We start from the raw sequence: 13,866 nt of genomic DNA, 5'->3' as shown, positions 1-13,866 counted from the left end.
TGTAATCAAATGTGATAGTTTTATTATAAACGAAATATCCAAAAACAATAGCTTTTTTCACATTATGTAGCATCTTTAATGTTTCTTAAATGTACATACTAAAAAAGCGGGAATGCTCCCGCTTTCTTCTTATTATCGACGTAAACCAAGTTTGTTGATTAACTCACGATAACGAGTAACGTCTTTGTTACGTAGGTAGTTAAGTAAGTTACGACGTCGACCTACCATTTTTAAAAGACCACGACGTGAATGGTGATCCTTTTTATGAGTACGTAAGTGACCGTTTAGATTGTTAATTTGCTCTGTTAGGACAGCGATTTGAACTTCTGGAGAACCAGTGTCGTTCGCATGAGTTTTGTACTCACTAATGATTTCATTTTTACGCTCTTGTGTGATAGCCATCCTATTCACCTCCTTATTATTAAACCCCAGTTACCGAGCAAAACGTTGGTGAATCGTAATGCCAAGCAATGGTTGTTTTACATACAAGTGTTATGTTACTACTTATTAGAACAAAAAGCAAGTCGTAGCAGCTATTTATATATATTTTTTTATTTCTTGTTTTTTTGAATTCCTTCAAAATAAGCAAGGGCTTCTTCCTTGTCCTTTGAGATCTGACCGACAAGCTCTTCGATGCCGCTGAACTTTTTTTCTGAGCGAATCATTCGGTGCCATTTCACCGTTACGTGCTGATCGTAGATTTGCTCGTCAAATGATAATAAGTGGACTTCGATTGTTGGCTTTTCTAAATTATCGTGAAAAGTCGGCTTGTAGCCCACGTTGCACACTCCTGCATACCACTTACCGTGAAGCTGAAGCTCAACAGCATACACGCCGATGCGTGGAAGTAAATACTCATCGTCTAAAGCGATGTTAGCAGTAGGAAAACCTATTTGCCTGCCTCGCTTTTCTCCATGAGTCACTGTACCTGACACTTCATAATAGCGGCCAAGCAGCTCTTTTACTCGATGCATATCTCCATTTGCTAAACTTTCGCGAATAAGCGTTGAACTAATTTTTTCTTCGCCATTTGTTAACTTATCAATTGTTGTTTGCGTGAATTTTGATCGAGAATGAAATGGTAGTATTTCCATTGTTCCTTTACCTAACTTTCCATACGTATAGTCAAATCCAGCTACCACATGCTGTACATTCAGTCCAATAATATACTGATCAACAAACTCTTGAGGCAATAGTGCTGCAAACTGTTTATCAAAATGAACGATATATAAAAAGTCAATTCCCATTTCCTCAATGAGTTTCTTTTTTTCTTGAAGCGGTGTGATCATATCAATGTGCTGCACATTGCGCCCGAGCACCACAGAAGGGTGAGGAGTAAACGTCATCACAGCACTAGCTATGCCTTTTTCATCGGCTAACTGTTTTGCTGAATTTATCACTTGCTGATGCCCTAAATGCACACCATCAAAATAACCAAGCGCTAACACTGATTGTTGAACAGCTTCTCGTTGAAAGTGGTGTGGATGTCGAATTTCAATCGTTTCCAAAACACAGTTCACCTTTTCCCTAACCGGTCTAGTCGATTGCCAACACTTTAACCGGCTTCATTAAATGTTTTTTTGTTGGGTGCTGAGCATAAATTGCTAAGCACTTGCCTGCAGAATTTATCATTAAAAAGAAGGGTTCTTTTTTTAACTCTTCATCTTCCGTACACGGCAATACCGCGCCATTTTTCACTTTCTCTGCTAATGTATCACTAATTTGAAGTTTCGGCAAATGATTAAGAGCTTCTTCGATCGAATGTAGTTTCTCATTGATCGTTTCTTCTTCTACCGCGCGTTCAATATCTTCAAATGTCACACAATCTTCGAGTGAAAACTGCCCGGAACCCGTTCGCTGCAAATACGACATATGAGATGGATAGCCAAGAGCTTCTCCAATCATCACAGCAAGCGTTCGCACATATGTACCTTTGCTGCACGTTACGCGGAATTTGAAGGAAATTTGTTCTCCCTCAAATGTAGCGCGATCATCCAGCAGTTCAAAGTTATAGATATGAATGGTTCTAACTGGGCGCTCTACTTCGATTCCTTGCCTTGCATATTCATATAGTTTTTTACCTTTGACCTTTACCGCTGAATACATTGGAGGGACTTGCTGAAGTTCTCCTGTCATCGAAGACAGCACTTCTTCGATTTGAGCACGTGAAAAAGAATCCGCTACTTTCTTTTCTTCTACAACCTCTCCGGAAGAATCTTCTGTTGTTGTAGAAAACCCGAGTGTAACTTCCCCTTCATAGGTTTTAGTAGCTCCTGTTAGATATTCTACAATCTTGGTAGCTCTACCGATACAAATAGGCAATACTCCTGTAACGTCTGGGTCTAATGTGCCTGTATGCCCTACTTTTTTAGTGCGAAGCAGCTTTCGGACTTTAAACACACAGTCGTGCGAAGTCAGGCCAGCTGGTTTATGTAAAACTAAAACACCGTCCACTCATTCTTCATCTCCTTTTCATTTAAAAAAGGGTGTCTCAGAAGCAAAAACCACTTTTGAGACACCCTTTTTTGTTTCTACATTCACTGATCTTATTCGTTCTCTTGATGGTCATCGCTTTCTTTTTTTATTTCATGAAGCAATGATTCAATTCGATTACCATAATCAATTGATTCATCAAACTCAAACGTAATTTCAGGTGTTTTACGTAAGCGAATGCGCTGACCGATTTCTGAGCGGATAAATCCCTTTGCTTTCGCAAGGCCTTTTAACGTATTCTCACGCTGTTCAGCATCTCCTAAAACAGAGATATAAACTTTCGCTTGCTGTAAATCGCCTGATACTTGAACATCTGTTACAGTCACAAAACCGATGCGCGGATCCTTGATTTTACGATTTAAAATCTCGCCCATCTCTTTTTTCATTTGTTCTCCGACTCTAGTTGCTCTTATGTTCATCTGTGTCACCCCTTTTATAACCAATCAAAAGTTGTAATGGTACGTTCAATCTCTGGAAAAGAATCAATCAAGCTTAGCGCTTTTTGCAGTTCTTGTTCCGTTGTGACACGGCTAGATGAGACTGCGACAATGCTAATTTTTGTTCGTTGCCACACATCTTGAAAATCAGTTTCTGAAACCGATACGTTAAACCGCTGCTTCAAGCGCATCAAGATGCGCTGAAGCACGGCACGTTTTTCTTTAAGAGAAGCAGCATCGTAAATTAAGCATTCACACTCCACTAGTCCAATCATTTAGGATCAATTTGCTCCATTACATATGCTTCAATAATATCTCCTTCTTTAATATCATTGAAGTTTTTAATTGTAATACCACACTCATATCCTTGAGCGACTTCTTTTGCATCGTCTTTAAAGCGTTTTAGCACATCTACTTCACCTTCAAAGATAACAATTCCGTCACGAATTAAACGAATTCCACTGTTACGCGTAATTTTACCGTCTGTTACGTAACTTCCTGCGATTGTACCAACTTTTGATACTTTGAATGTTTGACGTACTTCCACTTGACCGATGATTTTTTCAGCAAACTCAGGGTCAAGCATTCCTTTCATCGCAGATTCAATTTCTTCAATTACTTTATAAATAATGCGGTGAAGACGAATATCTACGTTTTCTACGTCAGCTGTACGTTTTGCTCCAGCATCTGGACGCACGTTAAAGCCGATAACGATTGCGTTAGAAGCAGTTGCAAGAATGATATCAGATTCTGTAATTGCGCCTACCCCCGTATGGATAATACGAACATTTACACCCTCTACATCAATCTTTTGAAGAGCAGCAGCCAATGCTTCTACAGAACCTTGTACGTCTGCTTTTACGATAAGGTTTAAGTCTTTCATTTCACCTTGTTTAATTTTTTCAAATAAATCATCTAAGCTTACGCGAGATTTTTCACCGCGCTGTTGTTCAAGCTGCTTTTGAGCACGAGCTTCTCCGATTTGACGAGCTGTTTTCTCATCTTCAAATACTAAGAAACGATCTCCAGCTAATGGAACTTCGTTTAAGCCAGTAATCTCAACCGGAGTAGATGGTCCTACTTCCTTCACACGGCGGCCGATATCATTTACCATTGCGCGAACGCGGCCAAACGTATTTCCGACTACGATTGGATCACCTACGCGTAGTGTACCAGTTTGAACAAGAAGCGTTGCTACAGACCCACGGCCTTTATCTAGCTGTGCTTCTACAACTGTACCTGCTGCACGACGGTTAGGATTTGCTTTTAACTCTTCTACTTCACTTACAAGTAAAATCATTTCAAGTAATTGATCGATCCCTTCACCTGAAATGGCTGAAAGCTTACAGAAGATTGTTTCTCCGCCCCACTCTTCAGCTACAAGGCCGTGCTCCATTAGTTCTTGCATAACGCGATCTGGATTTGCTGCTTCTTTATCCATTTTGTTAACCGCAACAATAATTGGCACTTCTGCCGCTTTTGCATGGTTAATCGCTTCAATTGTTTGAGGCATTACACCATCGTCTGCTGCAACAACAAGGATTGTAATATCCGTTACTTGCGCACCGCGAGCACGCATTGTTGTAAATGCAGCATGCCCTGGTGTATCAAGGAATGTAATTTTCTTTTCATCAACCACAACTTGATAAGCACCGATATGCTGCGTGATACCGCCTGCTTCTGCAGCCGTTACTTTTGTGTTACGGATAGAGTCAAGAAGCGTCGTTTTACCGTGGTCAACGTGACCCATGATTGTAACAACTGGAGGACGCACTTGAAGGTCTTTTTCGTCGTCAATAATTTCTAATGATTCAAAAGCAGTGTCATCTACTACTACTTCTTCTTCAACTTCTACACCGTATTCTCCGGCAATTAGTTCGATAGAATCTTTATCTAACTCTTGGTTAATTGTTGCCATTACACCAAGCATAAATAATTTTTTAATAATTTCAGAAGGCTCTTTGCCTAATTCTTTTGCTAACTCAGAAACCGTTAAGCTTCCGACAAACGTTACTTTTTCCGGTAACTCTTTTGCAGCTGCTGGAGCTGGTCTACCTTTTGGTGCCTGTGACTTTTGTGCCTGTGGCTTTTTGTTACCTTTATTGTTTCCTTTGTTAGCTGTTGATTTTGTATTTTTATTCAATACTTTCACCCCCATAAAATTAACCGAGCATCGTTGCTAGCTTTTTAGCAAATCCCTCGTCCATAACGGCTACCACAACTCGAGCATCTTTACCAATCGCTTGACCTAGCGTGTAGCGATCGGGAACCATTCTAACCGAAACGTTGTAGTAAGAACATTTATCCGTTACTTTTTTCTTTGTGTTTTCAGACGCATCGCTTGCTAAAAGTACTAACTTTGCTTTTTGTTTCCGAACTTCTCTAACCACAAGTTCTTCTCCAGAAATCAATTTGCGTGCACGGTTTGCAAGCCCTAAAAAAGAGATCCACTGTTCATTCATTAGCGTGACTGTTTCTCCTTTTCTACAAGCGCTAGCAACTCTTCATAAACCGCTTCATCTATTGACGCGCCTAAATGTGTCGAAAGCACATTTTTCTTTTTTGCCAATAAAATTGCTTCTTTATCCTTGCTTACATAAGCTCCGCGCCCGGACTTTTTACCCGTTACATCAACTGAAACGTCGCCTTCTTTTGAACGTACAACGCGTACTAGCTCTTTTTTAGGCTTCATTTCTCCAGTGGCCACACATTTTCGCATCGGGACTTTTTTACGATTGTTCACCTTGGCTCACCTCTTATTCCATATCTTCATCTGAATCAAATGCATGTTGACTTACTAGCATATCATCGCTGCTTTTTACAACCATACCTTCTTGCTCAGCTTCTGATTGACTTTTAATATCAATTTTCCAGCCTGTCAGCTTAGCGGCTAGACGTGCATTTTGTCCACGCTTACCAATTGCAAGTGACAGCTGATAGTCAGGAACGATAACAGTTGTTGCTTTTTCATTTTCATCTACAATCACATCTACTACCTTAGATGGACTTAGGGCATTGGCAACAAATTCAACTGGGTCATTTGACCAGCGAACGATGTCAATTTTTTCACCTTTTAGTTCATTCACAACAGCCTGTACGCGCTGACCTTTTGGCCCAACACAAGAGCCGACCGGATCTACTTCAGCATACTCAGAATGAACAGAGATTTTTGAACGGTCTCCAGCTTCGCGAGCTACTGATTTTAATTCAACTGTACCGTCATAGATTTCCGGAACTTCTTTTTCGAAAAGACGTTTTAAAAGACCTGGATGCGTACGTGAAACATAGATTTGTGGTCCTTTTGTTGTTTTTTCTACTTTCGTAATATACACTTTAATACGATCATGAGGTTTATACTGCTCATTTGGCATTTGCTCGCTTTGAGGAAGCAATGCTTCAATTTTGCCAAGGCTCACGTAAATGAAGCGAGAATCTTGACGCTGAACAATACCTGTCATAATATCTTCTTCACGATCGCTGAACTCTGAGTAGATAACGCCGCGCTCCGCCTCACGAACACGCTGTGTAACAACTTGTTTTGCTGTTTGAGCCGCGATGCGTCCAAAGTCTTTTGGCGTTACTTCGATTTCAACCACATCGTCTAGCTGGAAGTTAGGGTTGATTGTTTGTGCTTCTTCAACCGAAATTTCTAGACGTGGATCATATACTTCATCAACCACATCTTTGCGAGCAAACACGCGCATTGAACCTCTTTCTAAATTTAAATCAACGCGTACGTTTTGCGCTTGGTTAAAGTTGCGTTTGTAAGCAGAAATTAGCGCTGCTTCAATTGCTTCAATAATTACATCTTTGCTAATGCCTTTCTCTTTTTCAAGAATGACTAAGGCATCAAATAACTCACTGCTCATCGTTGGATAATCCCCCTTTAATATTGGCCCCTACACATTAAAATACAATCGCTAATCGAGCAAAAGCGACTTTGTCATATGGTAAAATCACCGTTTTTGTGCGTGTTTTGATACGAATAGATAATGTGACAGTTTCTCCGTCAAATGATTGTAATTCGCCTTCAAATTCTTTTGCACCTTCAATTGGTTCATATGTTTTTATGTATACATGCTTACCAATTGCACGTTCAAAATCTTTATCTTTTTTTAATGGGCGTTCCGCACCAGGCGATGATACTTCTAAAAAATAGTTATGAGGGATTGGATCTACTGCATCCATTTTCTCACTCAATTTTTCACTTACTGCTCCGCAGTCTTCGATATCCACGCCGGTATCAGAGTCGATAAACACACGTAAAAACCAATCTTTTCCTTCTTTTACGTATTCAATTTCAACAAGCTCTAAATTCATTTCCTCTAAGATAGGGGAAACCATTTCTTCCACTGTTTGTTTTACATTTTTACTCATTCTAATCCTCCCTTCGAGACATTGCATGGTATGTTTAGGTTACGCGTTTTTTATGTCTCTTATATCAAAAAAGAGTGGTTTATTTGCTATTTTTATTTTGCACTCTATAAGAGGTCTAACCTACTAGAGTGGAAATGTTGTCATTTGTGTTGCAGGATTTTAAACGTCACATAATAAATCAATCATGGTGATTGAAAATCTACAGAAAAAACGAATCATGCTAGAAGCCGATTCGTTCTCCATACTACTTACTATGACAGTAAGTTCATATCAATAAGAAAGAGCGGGTTTCCCCACTCTTTCTCGTCCGTATCCTTAGCATTTCCACAATTACTATATCATAACCGCTTATTTTATGCAAATGTTAGAAAAGAGAAAGCTGGTTCTGATCAGGTAATGATTCAAGGCATCCATGGTTGTCTAGATACTCTAAAATCGTCTTCGATACTTTGCCTCGCTGCTGCAAGTCTTCTTTCGATAAAAACTCTCCCGTTTCACGAGCTTTTACAATGTTCAGCGCTGCATTTGTGCCAAGACCAGGAATGGCATTAAACGGTGGAATTAAAGATGTGCCGTCAATTAAAAATTCGTCTGCGCTCGATTCATATAAATCTACTTTTTTAAATGAATAGCCTCGTTCGCACATTTCCAAAGAAAGCTCAAGCACCGTTAATAAGTTTTTCTCTTTAGGAGATGCATCTAAACCTTTGGCATTGATTTCTTCCATCTTCGCTCGAATGGCAGTTGATCCTTTAATCATCGTATCAATATCAAAGTCATCTGCACGAACCGTAAAGTATGCTGCGTAATAAAGAAGCGCGTGGTGCACTTTGAAATAAGCAATACGCACGGCCATCAATACATAAGCAGCCGCATGGGCTTTAGGGAACATGTACTTAATCTTTTTACAAGAATCAATATACCAGTCCGGAACACCATTTTTGATCATTTCTTCTTCAAATTCAGGTGTTAGCCCTTTCCCTTTACGCACAGACTCCATAATTTTAAAAGCAAGTGAAGGTTCAAGACCTTGATAAATTAGATAAACCATGATGTCATCACGACAGCCGATTACTTCACTTAAGTTGCAAATATCATTGCGAATTAGCTCCTGCGCATTACCAAGCCATACGTCCGTCCCGTGCGACAGTCCCGAGATTTGAACAAGTTCTGAAAACGTCGTTGGCTTCGTATCTTCTAACATTTGACGCACAAAGCGCGTTCCAAATTCAGGTATGCCAAGCGTTCCTGTTTTACACATAATTTGTTCTTCTGTTACGCCAAGTGATTCCGTTCCACTAAAAATTTTCATCACTTGAGGATCATCCGTCGGAATTGTTTTTGGATCAATTCCACTTAAATCTTGAAGCATGCGAATCACGGTCGGATCATCGTGTCCGAGTATATCAAGTTTTAATAAATTATCATGAATCGAATGGAAGTCAAAATGAGTTGTTCTCCATTCGGAATTACGGTCGTCAGCTGGAAACTGGATGGGTGAAAAATCGAAAATATCCATATAGTCCGGTACAACAATAATTCCTCCTGGATGCTGACCCGTTGTACGTTTTACGCCCGTACATCCTGCTACTAAACGATCCACTTCTGCGTTTCGTAAATGTAAATCACGGTCACCAGCATAGCCTTTTACATAGCCATAAGCTGTTTTTTCGGCAACTGTACCGATTGTTCCCGCACGGTATACATTATCTTCTCCAAACAGTACTTTTGTATAGTTATGAGCTCGCGGCTGATACTCTCCGGAGAAGTTCAAATCGATATCGGGAACCTTGTCTCCCTTGAATCCTAAGAACGTTTCAAACGGAATATCGTGTCCATCTTTAATAAACGGTACGCCACAATCGTCGCAGCTTTTGTCCGGCAGATCGAATCCAGAACCTACGGAACCGTCATTAAAAAACTCGGATTTCTTACATTTTGGACACACATAATGCGGCGGCAGTGGGTTTACTTCTGTAATTTCTGTCATCGTCGCAACAAATGAAGACCCTACGGAACCACGTGAACCAACTAAGTAACCATCATTTAATGATTTTTTAACGAGTTTATGCGAGATCAAGTAAATAACGGCAAACCCGTGGCCGATAATACTTTTCAACTCTTTCTCTAGACGAGCTTCTACTACTTCAGGCAGCTCTTCACCGTAGATGCTGCGTGCCATCGCATAACTCATTTCACGCATTTCTTCGTCCGCACCTTCAATTTTCGGCGTATATAAATCATCTTTAATTGGTTTAATATCATCAATCATATCGGCTATTTTTTGCGTATTATGAACAACAATTTCTTTCGCTTTGTCCCCATCTAAAAATGAAAAACAATTCAGCATCTCATCCGTTGATCTAAAGTGAACATCCGGCAGCTGATGACGGTTTAAAGGATTAGCCCCGCCTTGTGAACCAATTAAAATTTTTCGGTAAATTTTGTCTTCCGGATTGAGATAGTGAACATTTCCTGTTGCTACAACCGGCTTTCCAATCTTTTCACCAAGCTTCACAATATTGCTAATAATATCTTTTAAGGCTTTCTCATCTCGCACTAAATCTAGTTCAATTAAGTGCTTGTAGTTGTCAGGAGGCTGTACTTCGATGTAATCATAAAATTCAGCTACTCCTTCTACTTCATCAATTCCTTTTTGCATCATGCCTTCGAATACTTCGCCTCGGTCACATGCGGTTCCAATCAAGATGCCTTCTCGATATTTGTCGAGCTGAGATCTTGGAATTCGCGGAACTCGATAAAAGTAATTTAAATGAGAAATCGAAACAAGTTTAAATAGATTTTTTAATCCTACGTCGGTTTGTGCTAAAAGAGTCGCATGATAAGGACGGGCCCGCTGATAGGCATTCCCTTCTCCCATATAATCATTTAAGCGATCATGCATTGTAATTTCCCGTTCAAATGCATCTTTCAGCATTTTATTTAACAAATAGCCGGTTGTTTCCGCATCATAAATCGCGCGGTGATGCTGCACAAGTTCAATATCAAACTTTTTAGCAAGAGTATTCAAACGATGGTTTTTCATATGCGGATACAAAAATCTTCCGAGTTCAAGCGTATCAATAACGCCGTTAGCTGCTTTTTCTAAACCGATTTTTTGCAGTCCCATATTTAAAAATCCCATATCAAAGCTTGCATTATGAGCGACTAAAATACTGTCACCCATCCACTCGTGAAAATCACGAAGTACTTCTGAGATTTCAGGCGCATTTTGGACCATATCATCTGTAATACCCGTCAGCTCAATTGTTGTTGCAGACAGAGGATGATGAGGATTTGCAAACCGTTCAAATCGATCAATGATTTCTCCTTCTTTCATCTTCACGGCAGCAAGTTCAATAATGGTATCGTATACGGCTGACAAACCGGTTGTTTCGACGTCAAATACTACGTAAGTTGCTTCTGTCAAATCCACATGCTTCGGATTATAGGCAATCGGCACGCCGTCGTCTACTAAATTAACTTCCACTCCGTACAGTATTTTAATGCCGTTCTTTTTCCCGGCTCCATATGCTTCAGGAAACGACTGCGCAACCGCATGATCAGTTATCGCTACAGCCGGATGTCCCCATTTTTTAGCTTGTCCGACTAAAGCTCCAACAGATGAAACGGCATCCATTTGACTCATTGGCGTATGCAAGTGAAGCTCCACACGCTTTTCATCTTCAGGCGCTGTATCTTGTCTAGCAGGGCCGGTAATCTCGTTGACATCATTTCCAATCATAACTAAATCACGGACAAATGTATCATTTTGTACACTTCCGCGAACCTTTACCCACATTCCTTTTTTAATCGCTTGAAGTAAAGGAATATCTTCTTTGTCACGTGAAAACATTTTAACCATAATAGAGTTTGTATAATCTGTCACTTTAAAAATAAGAAGCGTACGTCCGCTTCGTAATTCTCTAGTTTCTGCATCAAATACGTATCCTTCAACGGCAATTCGCTTTTCTTCATCCACAATGGAGTCTAGGCGAACCGTCTCGTCTTTAATCGTATATCCAATTGTAAGCGGACCTTTTGATAGGTCTGGTCCATCACTTTTTTCATTTTCTTTATTTTGCATTTCTGTGATGGCTTGTAATACTTTTTCTGTATCTTCTTGTTTTCGTTGCTCTACAAACTGCTGAAATGCTTCTTCTGAATGTACAACTTCCGTCATTAGCTGAAGGTTCGGAAAGCCATAGGACGCATACTGATCAGCAATTAACTGACTGTACTTTTTACGTAAAGCCGTTCCTTCTGCATCATGTCGTGCGTTCACAATCAATTTGGCACCGTTCAATCTCGGCATTTGATCTTGTAAAAGCGACTGTAAAAGCGGGGATATTCCCTGCATTTCTCCAATACAATGCTTCCAATATGACTGTACATGCTCTTCCGTACATTCTTTATTAACGGTTTGAACAGAAAAAGAAACACTCGCAATATGAGAAAAAGCTGAAGACATGCGAGCATGGAATAACTCATAGATCTCAAAAGGTAATAACCCTTCTAAAGAAAAATGAAAATGCCATTTTTTTTGTTCTTTCTGAATGACGAGCTTTTCAATCGCTGCGTTTTCAAAATAAGGAACAATTTGATCACTCGTCAGCTCTAACTGCTGCAGCAGCAACTTAAAACGCTCTTTTTTTCCTAGCGTTTGTGCTTCCAAGTTTTCTGCCTCCTTTTATAAATGAGTGCAATCTATTTTAACATAAATGACTTCTATTCTGTCATATGTTCTGTTTATAAACATAAAAACAGCAGGGATACAAATCCCCGCTGCTTCATTACTTCGCTAGCAGTTCTTTCACTGTTGAAACAAGATTGTCAACTGACACTTCTAGTGACTCCCCAGTTTTCCGTACTTTTACTTCTACAATTCCTTCAGATGCACGTTTACCAACTGTTACTCGAACAGGAAGACCAATTAAATCTGAATCTGCAAATTTTACTCCTGCACGCTCTTGGCGGTCATCTAACAGCACTTCAAAGCGATTATCTAATAACTCATTATATAATTTCTCACCTAGTTCACGCTGTTCATCATTTTTCATGTTAACTGGAATAACGTGCACTTGATAAGGCGTAACAGCCTCTGGCCATAGAAGACCGTTTTCATCATTGAATTGTTCTGCAATCGCAGCTACTGTACGAGAAACACCGATACCATAGCAACCCATAATCATTGGCTGGCTGCGTCCGTTCTCATCTAGATACGTTGCTCCCATCGCTTCACTGTAGCGAGTTCCTAGCTTAAAGACATGTCCGACTTCAATACCTTTAGCGAACTTAATAACACCTTGTCCATCCGGTGACTGATCTCCTTCTTGGATGAAGCGGAAATCTTCGTAAGTTGCATTAAAGTTACGTTCATTCACATTTGTATAGTGATAACCTTCTTCATTTGCTCCGCATACACCGTTAACGATTGCTTTTACCGCATGATCAGCTACCACTTCTACTGAATCACTTACACCAATCGGTCCTACTGAACCAACTGCGCATTTTAATGCTTCTTTTGTTTCTTCTGGAGTTGCCAGTTCAACGACGGAAGCTTCAAAATAGTTTTTCACTTTAATATCGTTTACTTCGTGATCCCCGCGAACAAGTACAAGCACAAAACGATCATCTACTTTAAATAAAAGGGACTTGATACAAGAAGTCGCTTCAACATTTAAGAAAGCAGCTACGTCTTCAATGCTATGCTGATTTGGTGTTTCCACTTTTGTTAATTCTTTTTCAGCTTCATCTGATTTTTCATACGTATTTACAACCGGTGCCATTTCAACATTTGCTGCATAAGAAGATGTATCTGAATAAGCAATTGTATCTTCCCCGATTTCAGAAAGAACCATAAATTCATGCGTATCTTTTCCGCCCATTGCACCTGAATCAGCGATAACCGCACGGAAATTTAATCCGCAGCGCTCAAAGATTCGGCTGTAGGCAGCAAACATTTTATCATACACTTCATCTAAACTTTCTTGAGAAGCATGAAACGAATATGCATCTTTCATAATAAATTCACGACCGCGTAATAAGCCAAAGCGTGGACGTTTTTCATCGCGGAACTTCGTTTGAATTTGATATAAATTTAGCGGTAAACGTTTGTATGACTTCACTTCGTCACGAAGCAAGCTTGTGATAACTTCTTCGTGTGTTGCTCCCAAAGCAAATTCACGGCCGTGACGATCTTTCATACGCATTAACTCAGGCCCATATGAATACCAGCGGCCAGACTCTTGCCACAATTCAGCTTGTTGTAAAGCAGGCATCAATAATTCGACAGAACCTGCACGGTCCATCTCTTCACGAACAATTTGTTCAACTTTTTGCAATACACGCTTACCAAGCGGTAAAAAGCTGTACACGCCGCTTGCATTTTGGCGCATATAACCTGCGCGCAATAGAAGCTGATGGCTTTTTATATCCGCATCAGCTGGCACTTCTCTTAATGTAGGAATCAATGTAGAACTTTGTCTCATAACCTCGCACCTCTTTGCTTACTTCTCTATCTTATTTTTTAAGGCGGACCATGCCGCAATTTTCATAT

General features: G+C 40.0%; 11 protein-coding genes and 1 pseudogene. All 12 read right to left on the bottom strand.

What is annotated here, in order from left to right:
- Positions 1-132: 132 nt before the first annotated feature.
- Positions 133-402: a 30S ribosomal protein S15 gene (rpsO, locus tag ACRPLY_RS07310; RefSeq protein ID WP_013058831.1), complete on the bottom strand. Its 270-nt coding sequence runs from the start codon at positions 400-402 to the stop codon at positions 133-135.
- A gap of 149 nt (positions 403-551) precedes the next feature.
- Positions 552-1,508 (bottom strand): bifunctional riboflavin kinase/FAD synthetase, encoded by a 957-nt coding sequence (gene ribF / locus ACRPLY_RS07305; RefSeq protein WP_028411397.1) that lies wholly within the window; start codon positions 1,506-1,508, stop codon positions 552-554.
- A 28-nt stretch (positions 1,509-1,536) separates the two neighbouring features.
- On the bottom strand, positions 1,537-2,454 hold the full coding sequence (gene truB / locus ACRPLY_RS07300; protein ID WP_033579797.1) for a tRNA pseudouridine(55) synthase TruB: 918 nt from the start codon (positions 2,452-2,454) through the stop codon (positions 1,537-1,539).
- A 92-nt stretch (positions 2,455-2,546) separates the two neighbouring features.
- The gene (gene rbfA / locus ACRPLY_RS07295) at positions 2,547-2,912 is read right to left on the bottom strand and encodes a 30S ribosome-binding factor RbfA (RefSeq protein ID WP_013058834.1); all 366 of its coding nucleotides are present in this window, start codon (positions 2,910-2,912) and stop codon (positions 2,547-2,549) included.
- Positions 2,913-2,926: 14 nt separating this feature from the next.
- The gene (locus ACRPLY_RS07290; protein ID WP_013058835.1) at positions 2,927-3,205 is read right to left on the bottom strand and encodes a DUF503 domain-containing protein; all 279 of its coding nucleotides are present in this window, start codon (positions 3,203-3,205) and stop codon (positions 2,927-2,929) included.
- A pseudogene (gene infB / locus ACRPLY_RS07285) lies at positions 3,202-5,070 on the bottom strand (translation initiation factor IF-2); the annotation flags it as partial. The pseudogene infB and the gene ACRPLY_RS07290, both read right to left, overlap by 4 nt.
- A 22-nt stretch (positions 5,071-5,092) precedes the next feature.
- Positions 5,093-5,392, bottom strand: a complete 300-nt coding sequence (locus ACRPLY_RS07280; RefSeq protein ID WP_028411400.1) for a YlxQ family RNA-binding protein — start codon at positions 5,390-5,392, stop codon at positions 5,093-5,095.
- The gene (rnpM, locus tag ACRPLY_RS07275) at positions 5,392-5,673 is read right to left on the bottom strand and encodes an RNase P modulator RnpM (RefSeq protein WP_013058838.1); all 282 of its coding nucleotides are present in this window, start codon (positions 5,671-5,673) and stop codon (positions 5,392-5,394) included. The genes ACRPLY_RS07280 and rnpM overlap by 1 nt, the downstream gene beginning before the upstream one ends.
- Before the next feature lie 13 nt (positions 5,674-5,686).
- Positions 5,687-6,799: a transcription termination factor NusA gene (gene nusA / locus ACRPLY_RS07270; RefSeq protein WP_028411401.1), complete on the bottom strand. Its 1,113-nt coding sequence runs from the start codon at positions 6,797-6,799 to the stop codon at positions 5,687-5,689.
- 37 nt (positions 6,800-6,836) lie between these two features.
- Complete coding sequence (gene rimP / locus ACRPLY_RS07265; protein ID WP_028411402.1) at positions 6,837-7,307, bottom strand: ribosome maturation factor RimP; 471 nt, start codon at positions 7,305-7,307, stop codon at positions 6,837-6,839.
- Positions 7,308-7,671: 364 nt separating this feature from the next.
- Positions 7,672-11,982 carry a PolC-type DNA polymerase III gene (locus ACRPLY_RS07260; protein ID WP_432231706.1) on the bottom strand — a complete coding sequence of 1,437 codons (4,311 nt, stop codon included), beginning with the start codon at positions 11,980-11,982 and terminating at the stop codon, positions 7,672-7,674.
- A gap of 118 nt (positions 11,983-12,100) precedes the next feature.
- On the bottom strand, positions 12,101-13,798 hold the full coding sequence (locus ACRPLY_RS07255) for a proline--tRNA ligase (RefSeq protein ID WP_432231705.1): 1,698 nt from the start codon (positions 13,796-13,798) through the stop codon (positions 12,101-12,103).
- Positions 13,799-13,866: the final 68 nt, after the last annotated feature.

Source organism: Priestia sp. TGN 0903, from assembly GCF_050846855.1.
Lineage (GTDB): Bacteria > Bacillota > Bacilli > Bacillales > Bacillaceae_H > Priestia > Priestia zanthoxyli.
This window is presented reverse-complemented; position numbering and strand designations above follow the sequence as displayed.

What these genes read in the sequence shown, in the direction of transcription:
- ACRPLY_RS07290 (WP_013058835.1), bottom strand. Translation starts at nt 3,205, where the DNA reads ATGATTGGACTAGTGGAGTGTGAATGCTTAATTTACGATGCTGCTTCT.
- ACRPLY_RS07255 (WP_432231705.1), bottom strand. Translation starts at nt 13,798, where the DNA reads ATGAGACAAAGTTCTACATTGATTCCTACATTAAGAGAAGTGCCAGCT.
- nusA (WP_028411401.1), bottom strand. Translation starts at nt 6,799, where the DNA reads ATGAGCAGTGAGTTATTTGATGCCTTAGTCATTCTTGAAAAAGAGAAA.
- rpsO (WP_013058831.1), bottom strand. Translation starts at nt 402, where the DNA reads ATGGCTATCACACAAGAGCGTAAAAATGAAATCATTAGTGAGTACAAA.
- ACRPLY_RS07280 (WP_028411400.1), bottom strand. Translation starts at nt 5,392, where the DNA reads ATGAATGAACAGTGGATCTCTTTTTTAGGGCTTGCAAACCGTGCACGC.
- rbfA (WP_013058834.1), bottom strand. Translation starts at nt 2,912, where the DNA reads ATGAACATAAGAGCAACTAGAGTCGGAGAACAAATGAAAAAAGAGATG.
- rimP (WP_028411402.1), bottom strand. Translation starts at nt 7,307, where the DNA reads ATGAGTAAAAATGTAAAACAAACAGTGGAAGAAATGGTTTCCCCTATC.